The organism is Saccharopolyspora flava, from assembly GCF_900116135.1.
Lineage (GTDB): Bacteria > Actinomycetota > Actinomycetes > Mycobacteriales > Pseudonocardiaceae > Saccharopolyspora > Saccharopolyspora flava.
The window spans coordinates 709,348-726,149 of record NZ_FOZX01000002.1 but is presented as its reverse complement, the minus strand read 5'-3'; the positions used below and the strand labels follow the sequence as shown (position 1 = coordinate 726,149).

The following is a 16,802-nucleotide window of genomic DNA, read 5'->3' as shown; positions in this document are numbered from 1 at the left end:
GCATCCAGTCCTCGCCCAGCCCCTCCCGGCGAGGCTGAGATCGCAGAGGGCGGTGCGCGTTTCCCGTCGCGCACCGCCCTTTTCGCGTCTCCGCCCCTCCCGCACCCCACTCCACGTCAAAAACCGCAACATTCGTCGCGCGAAAACCGGGGTTTTCGACGCGATGAAAACCGGAGTTTTCGATCCGGGGTCCCTCAGAGGTCGATGGTGCCGGTGGAGGCGTGGAGGGTGATGGTGTGGTGGTCGGGGATGGCGGTGGTGGCGTGGGGGACGCCCACGACGGCGGGGATTCCGTGCTCGCGGGCGACCGTGGCGCCGTGGGAGTTCGGACCGCCCATCTCCATGACCAGGCCTGCGGCGGTGAGGAACAGCGGGGTCCAGCCCGGGTCGGTGGAGGGGGCGACGAGGATCTCGCCCGGGTTGAGGCGTGCGTGCGCGGGGTCGTGGATCACCCGGGCGGTGCCGGTGACCGTGCCCGGTGAGGCCGAGGTGCCGCGCAGCGTGTTCGCCGAGTTCTGCTGGGGGAGAAGGGTTTCCGGTTCCGTGCCGTCGGAGAGCAGGAGCCGCGGCAGGTGCTTGCGGCGGAGCTCCCGGGCGCGGGTCTCCCGGCGGGCCGCGATGAGGTCGCGGTGGTCGACGCCGTCGAGGACGTCCGAGAGCTCCTCGTAGTTCAGGAAGAACACGTCGTCCGGATCGGAAACCCAACCCGCACCGGCCAGTTCGAATCCGATCGCGCGAACGTGCTTGCGGGCGGCGGCGATGCCGAGGACGGCGCAGCACTTCGGCAGCTCCCGCATCCCGATCAGTCCCCGGACCCGGTCCAGCAGCCAGGCCGTGACGCGGGCGCGCGGCGGGCTCGGTTGCCGGGCCACGATCTCGGCGGCCTTCACCTCGGCCTCGTCGGCCGCCGCGCGGAAGCGCTGGAGGGCGTCGTGTCCGGCCGAGCCGGTGCGGGCGTAGTTCTCCGCCAGCGCCAGGACCGGCTCGGGGTTCTCGGACCAGCGCGGCACGCCCGCGTCGATCTCGGCGGCGGTGCGATGCCCGTGCCGCGCCAGGAACTCGTCGAACCCGAGCAGGACCTCGGGCGGCAGGTCCCGGTCCCGGTAGCGGGCGGCGAGATCGGCCCGGAGCTCGTCGACCCGGCGGAACGCCTCCTCGCGGGCGCGCGCGAGATTCCGCAGCGAAAGCCGGCGGCGAGCAGCTCGCCGAGGTTGGCGGCCTTCCCGCCGACCAGCTCGCCCATCGCCGCGTCGACCTCGTCGAGCCCCAGGACCCGCTCGGTTCGCAGCACCGGCACGACGACCACCTCCTCGTGCGTCGTCTCGACGGTAACTCCGCCGCGGCGATCGGCTCAACGGGTGTTGAATTTGGGCCATCAGGGTGATCTCCGCCCGCGAGGTCGTCATGATCTTGGACCCGGGGCATCCCTACACCGCGGAGGAAGGAGCGAGATGGCGTGGTTGATGCTGGCCGCGGCGGCGGGAGCCGCGGTCGTGGGGATGGCGCGGTGGCTCCGGCGGCACGTGGTGCGGAGGCGATCGGTGGCTCGCGCGAAGGTCGAGATGAGCTGGTTCTACCAGCCTCGGACGCAGCGGCCCTACGTCCGAGGCTGTGGAAAACACGCGTCTGACAAGCCCATGGTGGTGCTCCGCCGGACCGATGGATCACCCCTGGGGAGAGTGCCCCGACCTGGGAAGATGCGGTACCGGTGAGCGTTCGTCCACAAGGTTGTCCCCAGTTGTCCACAGGCCTGGGGAAATCCATCCACAACTGTGGAGAACTCGACCGGGGAGAAGTCCCGGGACACGAAAAGACCCTCCACGCATCCGCGAGGAGGGTCTTCCGATGTGGCCTAGGAGGGGCGTCAGTGGCCCGCTTCCTTGGCGCGCTCGTACGACTTCTTGATCTCGGCCTCTGCCTCGGCGCGGCCGACCCACGTGGCGCCCTCCACGCTCTTGCCCGGCTCCAGGTCCTTGTACACCTCGAAGAAGTGCTGGATCTCCAGCCTGTAGAACTCGGAGAGGTGGTGGATGTCCCGCAGGTGCTCCTGGCGCGGGTCGTCCGAGGGCACGCAGATGACCTTGTCGTCGCCGCCCTTCTCGTCGCGCATGCGGAACATGCCGATGGCGCGCGACTTGATCAGGCAACCCGGGAAGGTCGGCTCCTGGACCAGCACCAGCGCGTCCAACGGGTCGCCGTCCTCACCCAGGGTGTCGTCGACGAACCCGTAGTCGGCCGGGTACTGCGTGGCGGTGAACAACGTCCGGTCGAGACGGATACGACCCGTCTCGTGGTCCACCTCGTACTTGTTCCGGTTCCCCTTGGGGATCTCGATCGTGACGTCGAAGTCCACGCGGTTCCTCACTCGTCTTGCGTCGGATGCAACCGCACGCTCGCGCGCGCGACCACGTCTAGTGTGGACCACGCTCGGGTCCCAGGCCCCACCGCAGTGCGAGAGCTCGCAATCTGGCAGTCTGACCTCCAGTCGAGGAGGAGCACGTGCCCGAACCCCAGAACACCCGGGGTGAGGTGTCCGAAACCGACGTCCAAGCGGCCTCGCCGGACCAGGGGAACCGGTCGCGCACCGCTGCGCCGTCCCCGGAACGAGCTGCTGAGACGTCGGAGAACACCCCGCCCGCAAGCGACCCGGCGCAGCCTTCGGTGAACCCTGCGGACCCCACGGCGAGCGCCGGCTCCGCGGGCAGCGGTGAAGCCGAACCGGAACCGGGGTCGAGCGCTCCGGCCGACTCCGACGCGGCATCCTCCGATGCGACCGCCGCCGATTCTGGGACCAAGACCACATCCGCCGACGCCCCCACCGCCACGGTCCGCGTCGCCGGAAGCCTGTTCGACGCCGCCCCGGCGAGCGACGGCGAGTCGGGGGACGCCAAGTCCGGGGACGGGGCGTCGGGCTCTCGTCCGGAGAGCACGGTGAAGCTCGCGAAGTCCGCCGTGCAGAGCGCCGTCGCCCAGACGCAGAAGCTCACCAAACCCGGTTCGGAGGACTCGGCCGAGAGCCCCGCCGAGCCGGAGCCCGAGAAGGAAACCGCAGATCAGGAAGGCCCTCGGCAGGAAGCCGCCGAGCAGGACGCCGCTGCGGAGGAGCCCGTCGAGGACGCGGAAGCGGCGAAGGACGCGACTTCCAGCGAGACGGGCCAGGACAAGGCCGAGACGACCGCGGCTTCCGACGACGCCGACTCCAACTCCGACGACACCGGCTCCGAGGACACCGACTCGAGCGACACTGGTTCCGACGACGGGGACGAGCAGACCGCCGAGGTCTCGGCGGAGGAGAAGCCCGAGGCGGAGGACTCCGGCTCGAAGGACGAGACCGCTACCGAGGACGCGCCCGCGGAACCGGAGGCCGCTTTCCCGGAGGAAGACGCCGACGCCCCGGACAACACCTCCCAGGACGAGAAGTCCGAGGAAGGGACGTCCCAGGACGAGAAGTCCCAGGAGGGCACCGAGGACGAGCAGCAGGACTCGTCCGCGCAGGCCGCCGAGTCCGCCGAGGTCACCGAGTCCACCGAGTCCGACGAGGTCGGGGAGAAGACCACCGAGGAGCAGGTCTCCGAGGAGAGCTCCACCGAGGAGAAGGCTTCGGAGGAGACGGACTCCGGGGAGGAGTCCTCGGCTTCCGAGGCTCCGGTGGAGGCTTCCGCTGAGGGCGCGAAGACCGCTGAGGACGTCGAGGACTCCTCGGACCGGGGGTCCTCGGACGAGGGCGAAGTTTTCATGAAAACTTCCCCCACTCCCACCACGGATCAGGGGTCCTCCGACCGGGGTGAGTCCTCGGCGGACGACGAGTCCGCGGAGGAGGAGTCCTCTGATGAGGGGGCCTCTGAGCAGGGGGAATCCGCTGCGGAGGGGGAATCCGCCGGGAAGGTGGAGGAGCCCGAGGCGGACGAGGACGAGACTCCCGCTGCCGGGACTCGGGTGGAGCCGGAGTGGCCCGCCGAGCAGACGCAGGTGATGCGGCCGGTCGTCATCGATGAGCCGAAGACCGAGACCGACCCGAAGACCGAGAGCGACTCCAAGGCCGGGACCGAAGCCAAGTCCGGGACCGAGAGCAAGACCGGGGACGAGACCAAGGCCGGGACCGAGACCAAGGCGGACTCCGAGAGCAAGGACTCGGGGGCCGGGGACGAGAGCGGGTCCGGGGAGGCGGAGGAGGAGTCCGCCGAGCGGACTCAGCAGATCTCGCGGGCCGAGCTCGACGCCGCGCTGGCGAAGGACGGGAAGAAGGAGGAGCCGCCGGAGTCGGCCGCCGAGCAGACGACGCGGATCGACCTCAAGCAGCTCCGCGAGGCGCCGTCCGAGGCACCGGCCGAGCGGACCCAGTGGATCGACCGGATCGACGTCGCCGAGCCGCGCACCGCGTCGGCCTCCGACTTCGCCGGACTGGCCGTGCCGCAGGCCGACCCGACCGCCGGGCTCGCGCCGCCGACCGCCCCACCGCCGAACACCCAGACCCCGCAGGCCCCGCCCCAACAGCCCCCGGCCCAGCAGGCCCAGCAGCCGCCGCGCCCGCAGGCCTACGCGAGCCCGGAGGACTTCGCGGGGCTGCCGTACCAGCCGGAGGACACGACCGACCCGGTCGACTCGCGGGCCGTGCCGCAGCGCATCCCGTCCCAGCAGGACGGGACGCGGACCGGCCGCAAGGGTCGCGGGCCGCTGATCGGCATCGCGATCGGCGTGGTCCTGCTGCTGGGCGCGGCCGTGGCGCTCATCCCGCCGCTGCTGAGCAAGTCGCAGATCGCCGACCCGCCCGCGCCGGTCCGGCTCGACCCGAAGATCACCCCGCTGGGCCGGAACGCGCCGACGCCCGCGCCGTCGGGGATCAGCGCCGCCCTGGCCGCTCCGGCGTCGAACCCGGCGCTGGGCACGCTCGGCGGCGTCGTCATGGACGCCCGCACCGGCGACGTGCTCTGGCAGCAGAACCCGAACCAGCCGCTGACCCCGGCCTCGACGGGCAAGCTGCTGGCGATGAGCGCCGCGATGCTCACCCTCGACCACGACGCGCGGCTGACGACGAAGGTCGTGCGCGGCAGTCAGCCGGGCACCGTCGTGCTGGTCGGCGGCGGCGACCCGACGCTGTCGGCGCTGTCCGGTGACCGGGAGTCGGTGTACCGGGGCGCGCCGAAGCTGGACGACCTCGTCGCGCAGGTCAAGGCCGCCTCCGGTGGTTCGGTGAACACCGTGCTGGTCGACACCAGCAGGTACCGGGGTCCGACGGCGGCGCCCGGCTGGTTGCCGGAGGACGTGGCGGCCGGCTTCTACGCGCCGATGGAACCGGTGATGCTCGACGGCGGCCGGGCCGACCCGACCACGGACTACAGTCCCCGCACCCAGACGCCCGCGCTGCAGGCCGGGCAGGAGCTGGCCAAGCGGCTCGGCGCCGCGAACGCCGCCCCGGGCAGCGCCCCGGCGAACGCGCAGGTCCTCGGCCAGGTGCAGTCGGCACCGGTGTCGGAGCTGGTGGAGAACGTGCTGCAGCACTCCGACAACGTGCTGGCCGAGGCGCTGACCCGCGAGGTCGCCATCGCCACCGGCAAGGAGCCGTCGTTCGCCGGCGGCGTCCAGGCGGTCCGCGAGGTGCTGCAGCGCAACGGGCTCGACGTCAGCGGCACCACGATGGCCGACGGCAGCGGGTTGTCGCTGGACGACCGGATCACGCCGCGGCTGCTCGGGCAGCTGCTGCAGAAGGCGACCGCCCCGGCCGGGCCGGACGGCGTGCTGCCGGAGGCCTCGGCGAAGCTGCGGGACCTCCTGCCGGGCATGCCCATCGCGGGCGGCAGCGGCAGCCTCGCCGACCGGTACCAGAACAGCGCCGGTCAGGGCTGGGTGCGCGCCAAGACGGGCACGCTCGACGGCGCCAACAGCCTCGCCGGGAGCGTCGTCACCGAGGACGGCCGGCTGCTGGTGTTCGCGATGATGTCCAACGGCACCAGCTCCTCCTCGGCCCGCCCGGCGCTCGACGCCCTCGCCGACGCCCTCCGGGGCTGCGGCTGCCGATAGCGGCCGCCGGCACCGCTGAGCAGGGTGAGACATGACAATTCCCACCTCCGGAGCGGTACGGTCGGTGGGGTGAACGCCACTTCCGCCGTCGAGGCGCCCCGGACGCTGGACTGGAACGTCGCCGTGGGCACCGCGGTGCGGTTGATGAAGCCGGGCCCCGAGGTGCCGAGGTCGGAGGCCGCGCGAGCCGTGCGCTCGCTGCGGCGGTGCAGCGTCGAGGCCGAGTCGCACGTGCGCGAGCAGACCGGTCTGGGCCTGGACCTGCCGATCGCCGAGGGCGACGTGGTGGACCGGCCCGACTGGGTGCGCGGTGCCGCGTTCGGCCTGTCCGAGATGACCAGCGCGGCCCTGGCGACGGTGGAGTCGCAGTCGCTGCGCGGCGGTGACCTGCTGGGCGAGCTGAGCGCGCGCAGCGCCGGGGTGCAGGCCGGTGTGGTGCTGGCCTACCTGGGCGGCAAGGTGCTGGGCCAGTTCGACCCCTACGGCGAGTCCGGGGTGGACGGGCAGCGCGGGCGGTTGCTGCTGGTCGCGCCGAACATCGTGGCCGCGCAGCAGTCGCTGGGCGTGCCCGCCGACGACTTCCTGATGTGGGTGTGCCTGCACGAGTCGACGCACCGGTTGCAGTTCAACGCCGTGCCGTGGCTGCGGGAGCACTTCGCGGCCGGGCTGGGTGAGTTGCTGACGCAGATGGAGGGCGGTACCGGTGAGCTGCTGACCCGGCTGCCGAACGCGGTGCGCGAGGTCCGCACGGCTCGCCGCGCCGATTCCAGCCCGGGCGTGGTGGGGATCCTGGAGCTGCTGCAGTCGCCGGAGCAGCGGGCCGCGCTGGACCGGATCATCGCGATCTCCACGCTGCTGGAGGGCCACGCCGATCACGTGATGGACGCGGTCGGCCCGCAGGTCGTGCCCAGCGTCGGCACCATCCGGCGCCGCTTCACCGAGCGCCGCGCGGGCGGTGGCCTGCTGGACCGGATCCTGCGGAGCCTGCTGGGCGTCGACGCCAAGATCCGCCAGTACGCGCAGGGCGCGGCCTTCACCGAGCACGTCGTCGACCGGGTCGGCATGAGCGGGTTCAACGCCGTCTGGGCCGAGCCCGGCAACCTGCCGGCGAGGGCTGAGATCACCGATCCGGACGCGTGGATCCGCCGGGTCCACGGCTGACCGGGACGAGCGGGTTCCGGGAGGGCGGGGAGAATCGGGGGATGCCGCCCGAGCCCGCCGTGAGCGAGACCCGAACCGCCGTGCGGCGGCTGCTGGAGTCCCCCGATGCGGCGCCGTTCCGCGGATCTCCGCTGGTCGTGGCCTGTTCCGGCGGCGCGGATTCGCTGGCGCTCGCAGCGGCCGCGGCGCACGTGGCCCGGCATCTCGACGTTCCCGCGCAGGCGATCGTGGTCGATCACGGCCTGCAGGTGGGTTCCGGCGCGATCGCGGAGCGGGCCGTCGAGCAGCTGGCCGGGATCGGGATGTCCGCGCAGGTCGTGGAGGTCGCGGTGGACGGGATGGGCGGTCTGGAGGCCGCCGCCCGCAAGGCCCGCTACACGGCGCTGCGGGCCGAGCGCCCGAGCGGGGCCCTGGTGCTGCTCGGCCACACCCTCGACGACCAGGCCGAGACGGTGCTGCTGGGGCTGGGCCGGGGTTCCGGCCCGCGCTCGATCGCCGGGATGCGTCCGCTGGACCCGCCGTGGGCGCGCCCGTTCCTGGGCGTGCGCCGCGCCACCACCGAGGCCGCCTGCCGGGCGCAGGGCCTCGAACCGTGGCAGGACCCGCACAACTCCGATCCCCGGTTCACGCGTGTGCGGTTGCGCACAGAGGTGCTGCCGCTGCTGGAGGAGGTGCTGCAGGGCGGTGTCGCCGAGGCGCTGGCCCGCACCGCGCGTCAGCTGCGGGAGGACTCCGACGCGCTGGGGGAGGTCGCCGAGGGCGAGCTGTCCCGGGTCCGCGCCGATCACGGCCTCGACTGCGCCGAGCTCCGGCTGCTCCCGGCGGCCGTGCGGCGGCGGGTGCTGCGGGAGTGGCTCAGCGCCGAAGGAGTGCCCGAAATGACCGATGCCCACCTGCGCTCCGCCGACGCGCTCGTCGCGGACTGGCGCGGGCAGGGAGGTCCGGCGCTGCCGGGCGACTTTGTGCTGCGCCGGGCGCATGGCAGGCTTCGGGTGGAGACGGCGGACCGCAAGCCGCCGAATGGCTGACGGTGCACCGGCACGAGCGTCGGGGCGGGTCTCCGGTTTGGGGAATTGTTGATCCGACAAGAGGGGAAGCCGAGCCGTGTACGACGGCGATATCGCTTCTGTGCTCATCACCGAGCAGCAGATCAAGGACAAGGTCGCGGAGCTGGCCAAGCAGGTCGACGAGGACTACCAGCAGGGCGGTGATCTGCTGCTGGTCGGGGTGCTCAAGGGCGCCGTCATGTTCATGACCGACTTCGCCAGGGCCCTCCCGCAGCCGGCGCAGCTGGAGTTCATGGCGGTCAGCTCGTACGGCTCGTCGACCTCGTCGTCCGGTGTGGTGCGCATCCTCAAGGACCTCGACCGCGACATCGCCGGCAAGCACGTGGTGATCGTCGAGGACATCATCGACTCGGGTCTGACGCTGTCGTGGCTGCTCAAGAACCTCAACGCGCGCAACCCCGCGTCGCTGGAAGTCTGCACGCTGCTGCGCAAGCCGGACGCGGTGCAGGTGGACGTCCCGGTGCGCTACGTCGGCTTCGACATCCCGAACGAGTTCGTCGTCGGCTACGGTCTCGACTACGCAGAGCGCTATCGTGATCTGCCGTACATCGGCACTCTCGATCCGAAGGTGTACACCTCGGGCGTGTGATGCGCGCGGAATGGATCGTCCCGCCCGCGTGAGGCGGGGCGGTCCTAGTAATCTGCGCCCCGTGCTGGGCGCGGCATGGTCGTGCCCGCGCATCGGCCGGTACGCTGGTCTGAAGGGGTTGACGGCGGGTGTCCGCATCAGGGGTCGTCACCCGAAGTAACAGTCAGGGAGGGTCGAGGCCGCCCGTCGGCCGCAAGTGAATGGACCGAAAGCGCCTGCTCCGCAACCCGCTGCTGTGGATCCTGACAGCGTTTCTGTTGGTCTACGCCTTCAGCGTGCTCTTCGACGAGACTCGCGCCTACCGCGAAGTCTCCACCTCGCAGGCCCTGGAACAGATCTCCCAGGGCAAGGTCAAGGAAGCGACCATCGAGGACAAGGAGCAGCGGGTCCGGCTGACCCTCAACGACGGCCAGAACTTCCAGGGCAGCAACCAGCTGATCGCGAACTACCCGGCCGGCGCCACCGAGCAGGTCGTCGGCGAGATCCGCAACGCGCACGTGCCGACCTGGAACACCAAGGTCACCCAGGACTCGTTCTGGGTGCAGATGCTGTTCTACCTGGTGCCCATCGGCCTGCTCGTGCTGCTGCTGATGTGGATGATGAACAACGTCCAGGGCGGCGGGAACCGCGTCCTGAACTTCGGCAAGTCCAAGGCCAAGCAGCTGACCAAGGACATGCCCAAGACGCTCTTCGGCGACGTCGCCGGTGCCGACGAGGCCGTCGAGGAGCTGCACGAGATCAAGGACTTCCTGCAGAACCCGGGCCGCTACCAGGCCCTGGGCGCGAAGATCCCCAAGGGCGTGCTGCTCTACGGCCCGCCCGGTACCGGTAAGACGCTGCTGGCCCGCGCGGTCGCCGGCGAGGCCGGGGTGCCGTTCTACTCGATCTCCGGTTCGGACTTCGTCGAGATGTTCGTCGGTGTCGGTGCCTCCCGCGTCCGCGACCTGTTCGAGCAGGCCAAGCAGAACGCGCCGTGCATCATCTTCGTCGACGAGATCGACGCGGTCGGCCGCCAGCGCGGCGCCGGCCTCGGCGGTGGTCACGACGAGCGCGAGCAGACGCTGAACCAGCTGCTCGTCGAGATGGACGGCTTCGACTCGCGCGGCGGCATCATCCTGATCGCCGCCACCAACCGCCCGGACATCCTGGACCCGGCGCTGCTGCGTCCCGGCCGCTTCGACCGGCAGATCCCCGTCTCGGCGCCGGACCTGCGGGGTCGCAAGGCGATCCTGGGTGTGCACTCCAAGGGCAAGCCGCTCGCGCAGGACGTCGACATGGAGGGCCTGGCCAAGCGCACGGTCGGCTTCTCCGGTGCGGACCTGGAGAACGTGGTCAACGAGGCCGCGCTGCTCACCGCCCGCGAGAACGGCCAGCTGATCAACGCCTCCGCGATGGAGGAGGCGGTGGACCGCGTCGTCGGCGGCCCGCGCCGGAAGAGCAAGATCATCTCGGAGCGGGACAAGAAGATCACCGCCTACCACGAGGGCGGGCACGCCCTGGCCGCGTGGGCGATGCCCGACCTGGAGCCGGTCTACAAGCTCACGATCCTGCCGCGCGGCCGCACCGGCGGTCACGCGCTTGTCGTCCCCGAGGACGACAAGGACATGATGACCCGCTCGGAGATGATCGGTCGCCTGGTGTTCGCGCTGGGTGGCCGCTCCGCCGAGGAGCTCGTGTTCCACGAGCCCACCACCGGCGCCTCCAGCGACATCGAGCAGGCCACCAAGATCGCTCGCGCGATGGTCACCGAGTACGGCATGACCGCCCGCCTCGGCGCCGTCAAGTACGGCAAGGAGGAGGGCGACCCGTTCCTGGGCCGCACCGCCGGTCAGCAGCCGAACTACTCGCTCGAGGTCGCGCACGAGATCGACGAGGAGGTGCGCCGGCTCATCGAGGCCGCGCACACCGAGGCGTGGGAGGTGCTCAACACCTACCGCGACGTGCTCGACGACCTCGTGCTGGAGCTCATCGAGAAGGAGACGCTCAACCGCAAGGATCTGGAGCGGATCTTCTCCCGGGTCGAGAAGCGGCCGCGGATCACCGCGTTCAACGACTTCGGCGGGCGCACCCCGTCGGAGAAGCCGCCGATCAAGACCCCGGGCGAGCTGGCCAAGGAGCGCGGCGAGCCGTGGCCCCCGGTCAAGGAGGAGCCGACCCCGGCCCCGTCCGCGCAGACCTCGGGAGCCCAGCAGAACGGCGCCCCGGCGCAGACCCAGGAGCAGGCCCCGGCGGGTGCCGGTGCCAACCAGGGCAACGTGCAGGTCCAGCAGCCGCAGTCCGGTCAGCAGGTTCCCTCCGCGGTGCCGCCGAACTACGGTGCTCCTCCGGGATGGACCCCGGCGACCAACCCGTCCGGTTCGAACTACAACTGGACGCCTTCCTGGGAACGCGGTCAGCAGTCCTCGGAACAGGGCGAACCGCAGTCCGACCGGCCCGAGGGCCAGGACTCGGCCAGGGAGAACGGCAGCGGCAACAACGGCCGCTGATACTGGCGGGCGCAGCGCCCGCCGGGCGCTGCGAAGCCAGTGGAGGACAGCAACTGTGACCAATGCGGTCGACGAGCCGATCGGGGCGGGGGACTCCCGCCCCGACGGCTCGTTTCACATGCCCCAGTTCGACCAGGCCCGCGCGGAGGCCGCGATCCGGGAACTGCTCATCGCAGCCGGTGAGGACCCCGACCGCGACGGTCTGCGGGAGACGCCGCAGCGCGTCGCCCGCGCCTACCGCGAGCTGTTCGCGGGGCTCTACACCAACCCGGACGAGGTCCTGGACAAGACCTTCGACGAGGCCCACGAAGAACTCGTCCTCGTCCGCGACATCCCGGTGTATTCACAGTGCGAACACCACTTGCTCCCCTTCCACGGCACGGCGCACATCGGGTACATCCCGAACGAGCAGGGGCGGGTGACCGGGTTGTCGAAGCTGGCGCGGCTGGTCGACCTCTACGCCAAGCGCCCGCAGGTGCAGGAGCGGCTGACCTCGCAGGTCGCCGACGCTCTGGTGCGCAGGTTGGAGCCGCGCGGCGTGATCGTGGTGATCGACGCCGAGCACCTGTGCATGGGTATGCGCGGCGTGCGCAAGGCGGGCTCGACGACCACGACCTCGGCCGTGCGCGGCATCTTCCGCAGCTCGGCCTCCTCGCGCTCCGAGGCGTTGTCGCTGATCAGGGGGCGTTGATGCACGCGAAGCTGCCGAACCCGGCGCGGTGCGCGGTGATGGGCATCCTCAACGTCACGCCGGACTCGTTCTCCGACGGCGGGCGCTACCTGGACCGCGAGGCCGCGGTGGCGCACGGCGTGGAGATGCACCGGATGGGCGCCGACATCATCGACGTCGGCGGCGAGTCCACCCGGCCCGGTTCGGAGCGGGTGGACGCCGCGACCGAGATCGACCGGGTGCTGCCGGTGGTGCGGGAGCTGGTGGCGGCGGGCGTGCCGGTCAGCGTCGACACCACGCGCGCCAAGGTCGCGGAGGTGACCGCGGGCGCCGGTGCGTCGGTGATCAACGACGTGTCGGGCGGGCTCGCCGACCCGGAGATGGCGCACGTCGCCGCCGAGACCGGGCTGCCGTGGGTGCTCATGCACTGGCGGGGGCACAGCAAGAACATGAACGCGCTGGCCGAGTACGACGACGTGGTCGCCGACGTCCGCGACGAGCTGCTCCGGCAGGTCGACGTCGCGGTGCGCGCGGGCGTCGCCGAGGAGGCGATCGTGCTCGACCCGGGTCTGGGCTTCGCCAAGACCGGCAGGCACGACTGGCAGCTGCTGCAGAACCTCGACAGCCTCGTCGACCAGGGATTTCCGGTGCTCGTGGGGGCGTCGCGCAAGCGGTTCCTGGGCGCGCTGCTGGCCGACGACGACGGCACGCCGCGCCCGCCGGACGGCCGCGAGACCGCGACCGCGGTGGTCTCGGCGCTGTCCGCCGACCGGGGCGCGTGGGGCGTGCGGGTGCACGACGTGCGGCGGTCCCTGGACGCGGTCGCGACGACGGCCGCCTGGCGCAGCGGGGGAGAGAGCCGTGGCTGACCGGATCACGCTGACCGGGCTGTCGGTGCGCGGCAACCACGGCGTCTTCGACCACGAGAAGCAGGACGGCCAGGACTTCCTGGTCGACATCACCGTCTGGCTCGACCTGGCCGACGCGGCCGCGACCGACGACCTCACCAAGACGCTGCACTACGGCGAGCTAGCCGAGATGGCGGCGGGCGTCGTCGGCGGCCCCTCGCGGGACCTCATCGAGACGGTCGCGGCCGAGATCGCCGACCGGGTGATGGAGGACGAGCGCGCCTACGCCACCGAGGTCACGCTGCACAAGCCGCACGCGCCGATCCCGCTGACCTTCGCCGACGTCGCGGTCACCATCCGCCGCTCCCGCCGCGGCGGCCGGGGGAACGTGGTGCCGGCGTGAGCAGGGCGGTGCTGTCGCTGGGTTCGAACCTCGGCGACCGGTTGAGCTACCTGCGGCTCGCCGTCGAGGGCCTCTCCGACGTGCTGGTGGCGGTCTCGCCGGTCTACGAGACGGCCCCGTGGGGCGTGACGGATCAGCCGGACTTCCTCAACGCGATCGTCCTCGCCGAGTCCCCGGACCTCGACGAGTGGGACTGGCTGCGCCGCGCCCAGGCCCTGGAGCAGCGGGCGGAACGCGTCCGCGAGCAGCGCTGGGGACCCCGCACCCTCGACGTCGACGTCGTCACCGTCGACGAGGTCCGCAGCACCCACCCCGACCTCCTCCTCCCGCACCCCGGAACCCCGAGCCGAGCCACGGTCCTCATCCCCTGGCTCGCGATCGACCCGAACGCCACCCTCCCAGACCACGGCCAGGTCACCGACCTCCTCAAGGCCCTCCCGGCCTCGGACCTCAACGACGTCCACCGCCGGGACGACCTCACCCTCCGCTGATCTCCCCGTCCTCGGGTCAAAACCTGCGGTATTCGCCCCGACAAAAACTGCGGTATTTGTCGGGGCGAATCCTGCGGTTTTTGACCCGACGAATCCTGCGGTATTTGACGGGGGTGGGTTCGGGGACCGGAACGTGGAGTTGGGTCGGGTGGGATGCTGGGGGTGTGTCGCCTCGACGTACTGAGCAGATGTCGTTCACCAAGCCCGGGCAGTTGGTGGCCTCGGGGCTGGTGGCGGCCGTGGTGGTGTTCCTGGCCTGCCGGTTGAGCTACGGGGATCTGCCCCCGTTGCCGCTGCTGGCCGGGGCGACCTTGCTGCTGATCGCCGCCGTGGACGTGGTGCTGGCGCTGGTGCTGCGGCCTCGGGTTCAGCGGAAGCCCGGGGTCGAGCCCGTGGAGGCGCTGACGGCGGCGCGGGCGGTGGCGCTGGCGAAGGCGTCGTCGCTGGCCGGGGCGATCATGGCCGGGGTGTGGCTCGGTCTGCTCGGGTACCTGCTGCCGATGATGGGCACCGTGCAGGCTGCGCGATCGGACATGCTCGCGGCGGTCGTCGGGTTGATCAGCGCGGCCGCGCTGATCGGCGCGGGGCTGTGGCTGGAGCACTGCCTCCGGAATCCGGACGACCCGGACGAGCTCGACGACGACGAGTGAAACCGCCCACGAACTGGGCCGTTCGGAGCAGCGACCGCTGATCCGGGTCGGGCAACGTGCGAACGGTTTGGTGGACCTTCAGGTCTCGAACTGATAACCGCCTTGTACGGTGGGCGCCATGTCCGAGCCCGGCACCACCGAGACCGACCCCGACAGCGGGCGCTCCCACCTCCTGTGGGGCGGCGCGCTCGTGCTCGCCGCCGCCGCCACGTCGGTGCTGGTGCTCAGCGACGACGCCCGGCTGCTCCGCCTGGGCCTGATCGCCGCGCTGTGGGGCGCGCTGCTGGGCGCGTTCGCCGTGGCGCGGCTGCGCCACCGGGTTTCCGAGAGCGAGCAGGCGGCCGCCGACCGGCAGCGGATCTACGAGCTGGAGCTGGAGCGCGAGATCGCCGCGCGCCGCGAGTTCGAGCTGGAGGCCGAGGCGGAGGCCCAGCGCCGCGCCTCGGAGAACTCCGACACCCAGATCCGCGCGCTGCAGTCCGAGCTCACCAAGCTGCGCACCACGCTGGAGCAGGTGATCGGCGGTGACGTGCTCTTCGAGCGGGTCGCGCTGCGCGCCGAGTCCACCCGGGTCCGCTCGCTGCCGGAGCGGGCGCAGGGCGAGACGAAGTTCCTCCGGCCCCAGCAGGCCAAGCAGGTGCAGCAGACGAAACCGGCGCAGCTCAAGCCCGCTCAGCAGGCCGCGGCGGCGCAGCGGACGACGACGATCCCGCGGCCCGAGCCGGTCCAGCAGCAGAAGACGACCGTCCAGCAGCCGGTCCGGCCGGCGAAGCAGGAGCCGGTCCCGGCCGCCGCGAAGACCGACGTGATGGCCAAGCTCTCCGGCGAGGTCCCGCTGCCGGAGGCCCCCGGACCGCAGGCCGCCCAGCCGAAACCCGCCCAGCCGCAGGCAGCCCAGCCGCAGGCCGCGAAACCGCAGGCCGCGAAACCGCAAGAGCCGGAGCAGGTTCCGAGCGCGGCCCGCAGGCCCGACCGCACGGCCTACGCGAAGGCCGCCGAGCCGGAGCCGGAGGGCGCGCACGCCGCGGGCACCTCGGTCAACGACCTCATCGCCGCCTACGGCGGTGCGCCGGACATGCAGCGCCGCAGGCGCTGCCGCTCCTGAAGCACCGCTCAGCGCACCGGAACATTGCGAGAAGGCGACCATTCGGTCAGCCGCGAGCCGGGTTCAATAGGGTCTGGGGCGTGTCGAGTCATGATCCCGCGGGGCCCGTCGCCGACGTCTCCCGCGCGCGCCGGTTGCAGAGCCGCAAGCACCACGCCGTCGGCTGGCCCATCGCCGGTCTGATCCTGCTCGGGATGATCGGGCTGATCATGCTGGGGATCACCACGTCCAGGGTCGGTGCGGGTCCCGCCGTGTTCGGCGCGGTCGCCGCGCTGCTGCCGGTCGGTGTGGTGGTCGCCGCGACGGTGTGGATCGATCGCTGGGAGCCCGAGCCGCCGATGCTGATGGTCGGCGCGTTCCTGTGGGGCGCGGGCGGTGCGACGGCCTGTTCGCTGCTGCTCAACAACACCTCGCAGTCGGTGGCGAACCTGGTGATGGGGCAGACCGATCACCGCTTCTTCCTGACCGCGGTGATGGGCCCGGTGGTGGAGGAGTTCGCGAAGGCCGTGTTCGTGGCCGGCCTGTGGATGCGTCGTAGGGCCGAGTTCAACGGCCTGGTCGACGGCATCGTCTACGCCTCGCTGACCGCGGCCGGTTTCGCGTTCACCGAGAACATCCTGTACTTCGGCAAGGCCTTCGCCGACGGCGGCGTGACCGGGGGAGCGGTCGTGGCGCTGTTCGTGCTGCGCGGTGTCCTGGCCCCGTTCTCGCACCCGCTGTTCACGTCGATGTTCGGCATCGCGGTCGGTTTCGCGTGGGGCGCGCGGACGCGGTTGCAGCAGGTCGGCTGGCTGTTCGGCGGGTACCTGGTGGCGGTGCTGCTGCACGCGGTGTGGAACTCGGCGACGTTCCTGGGCGGCACCGGGTTCATCAACGTCTACTTCCTGATCATGGTCCCGGTGTTCCTCGGGACGTTCGCGCTGATCATCTGGCAGCGCAAGCGCGAGCAGCGGATCGTCATCGAGCAGCTGCCGAAGCTGGAGCGGGCGGGGTTGATCGCGCGCAGCGAGATGGATCTGCTGGCGAGCCTGACCGGCAGGCAGGGCTGGTTGAGCAAGGTCAAGAAGCGCGCCGGCGCGCAGGCGGCGAAGTCGGTGCGCGACTACCAGATCGCGGTGACCGAGCTGGCGTTCCTGCAGCACCGCTCGGAGGCCGGGCGCACCACGAGCGCCGCGCGCCGGGCCCGGCGGGACAAGCTGATCGCCGACCTCAAGCAGGCACGGCGCTCGGCGGCGGGCCGTCAGGAGGCCATCCAGACGGCGAAGATCAACATCGACGTCCTCACCAGCCGCGTGCCCAAACCCCGCGAGTGAG

14 protein-coding genes are annotated in these 16,802 nt (G+C 71.5%); 12 read left to right on the top strand and 2 right to left on the bottom strand.

Going from position 1 to position 16,802, the window contains the following annotated elements; translation table 11 throughout:
• Positions 1 to 194: 194 nt before the first annotated feature.
• Positions 195 to 1,406 carry a PEP-utilizing enzyme gene (locus BM424_RS10210; RefSeq protein ID WP_139274038.1) on the bottom strand — a complete coding sequence of 404 codons (1,212 nt, stop codon included), beginning with the start codon at positions 1,404 to 1,406 and terminating at the stop codon, positions 195 to 197.
• A 458-nt stretch (positions 1,407 to 1,864) separates the two neighbouring features.
• Entirely contained in the window at positions 1,865 to 2,353 is a 489-nt protein-coding gene (locus tag BM424_RS10205; RefSeq protein ID WP_093415595.1) for an inorganic diphosphatase, read from the bottom strand.
• A gap of 146 nt (positions 2,354 to 2,499) precedes the next feature.
• Here BM424_RS10205 and dacB point away from each other — a divergent pair, with 146 nt between their 5' ends.
• The 12 genes from dacB to BM424_RS10145 all read left to right on the top strand — a co-directional run bounded on the left by dacB (position 2,500) and on the right by BM424_RS10145 (position 16,801).
• Positions 2,500 to 6,018: a D-alanyl-D-alanine carboxypeptidase/D-alanyl-D-alanine endopeptidase gene (gene dacB / locus BM424_RS10200; RefSeq protein WP_093415593.1), complete on the top strand. Its 3,519-nt coding sequence runs from the start codon at positions 2,500 to 2,502 to the stop codon at positions 6,016 to 6,018.
• 69 nt (positions 6,019 to 6,087) lie between these two features.
• The gene (locus BM424_RS10195; RefSeq protein ID WP_245775738.1) at positions 6,088 to 7,179 is read left to right on the top strand and encodes a zinc-dependent metalloprotease; all 1,092 of its coding nucleotides are present in this window, start codon (positions 6,088 to 6,090) and stop codon (positions 7,177 to 7,179) included.
• 41 nt (positions 7,180 to 7,220) lie between these two features.
• Positions 7,221 to 8,207, top strand: a complete 987-nt coding sequence (gene tilS, locus BM424_RS10190; protein WP_093415589.1) for a tRNA lysidine(34) synthetase TilS — start codon at positions 7,221 to 7,223, stop codon at positions 8,205 to 8,207.
• Positions 8,208 to 8,283: 76 nt separating this feature from the next.
• The gene (hpt, locus tag BM424_RS10185; RefSeq protein ID WP_093415587.1) at positions 8,284 to 8,835 is read left to right on the top strand and encodes a hypoxanthine phosphoribosyltransferase; all 552 of its coding nucleotides are present in this window, start codon (positions 8,284 to 8,286) and stop codon (positions 8,833 to 8,835) included.
• 200 nt (positions 8,836 to 9,035) lie between these two features.
• Positions 9,036 to 11,321: an ATP-dependent zinc metalloprotease FtsH gene (gene ftsH / locus BM424_RS10180; RefSeq protein WP_093415585.1), complete on the top strand. Its 2,286-nt coding sequence runs from the start codon at positions 9,036 to 9,038 to the stop codon at positions 11,319 to 11,321.
• A 118-nt stretch (positions 11,322 to 11,439) separates the two neighbouring features.
• Positions 11,440 to 12,012 carry a GTP cyclohydrolase I FolE gene (gene folE, locus BM424_RS10175; RefSeq protein ID WP_175548029.1) on the top strand — a complete coding sequence of 191 codons (573 nt, stop codon included), beginning with the start codon at positions 11,440 to 11,442 and terminating at the stop codon, positions 12,010 to 12,012.
• On the top strand, positions 12,012 to 12,860 hold the full coding sequence (folP, locus tag BM424_RS10170; protein ID WP_093415582.1) for a dihydropteroate synthase: 849 nt from the start codon (positions 12,012 to 12,014) through the stop codon (positions 12,858 to 12,860). The genes folE and folP overlap by 1 nt, the downstream gene beginning before the upstream one ends.
• The gene (folB, locus tag BM424_RS10165; protein ID WP_093415580.1) at positions 12,853 to 13,242 is read left to right on the top strand and encodes a dihydroneopterin aldolase; all 390 of its coding nucleotides are present in this window, start codon (positions 12,853 to 12,855) and stop codon (positions 13,240 to 13,242) included. Before folP ends, folB begins: the two co-directional genes overlap by 8 nt.
• Positions 13,239 to 13,733 carry a 2-amino-4-hydroxy-6-hydroxymethyldihydropteridine diphosphokinase gene (gene folK / locus BM424_RS10160; protein ID WP_093415579.1) on the top strand — a complete coding sequence of 165 codons (495 nt, stop codon included), beginning with the start codon at positions 13,239 to 13,241 and terminating at the stop codon, positions 13,731 to 13,733. Before folB ends, folK begins: the two co-directional genes overlap by 4 nt.
• Before the next feature lie 188 nt (positions 13,734 to 13,921).
• Complete coding sequence (locus BM424_RS10155) at positions 13,922 to 14,383, top strand: DUF3180 domain-containing protein (protein ID WP_093415577.1); 462 nt, start codon at positions 13,922 to 13,924, stop codon at positions 14,381 to 14,383.
• 118 nt (positions 14,384 to 14,501) lie between these two features.
• On the top strand, positions 14,502 to 15,488 hold the full coding sequence (locus BM424_RS10150; RefSeq protein ID WP_245775737.1) for a DUF6779 domain-containing protein: 987 nt from the start codon (positions 14,502 to 14,504) through the stop codon (positions 15,486 to 15,488).
• Positions 15,489 to 15,568: 80 nt separating this feature from the next.
• Positions 15,569 to 16,801, top strand: a complete 1,233-nt coding sequence (locus BM424_RS10145; protein WP_245775736.1) for a PrsW family intramembrane metalloprotease — start codon at positions 15,569 to 15,571, stop codon at positions 16,799 to 16,801.
• Position 16,802 lies beyond the last annotated feature (1 nt).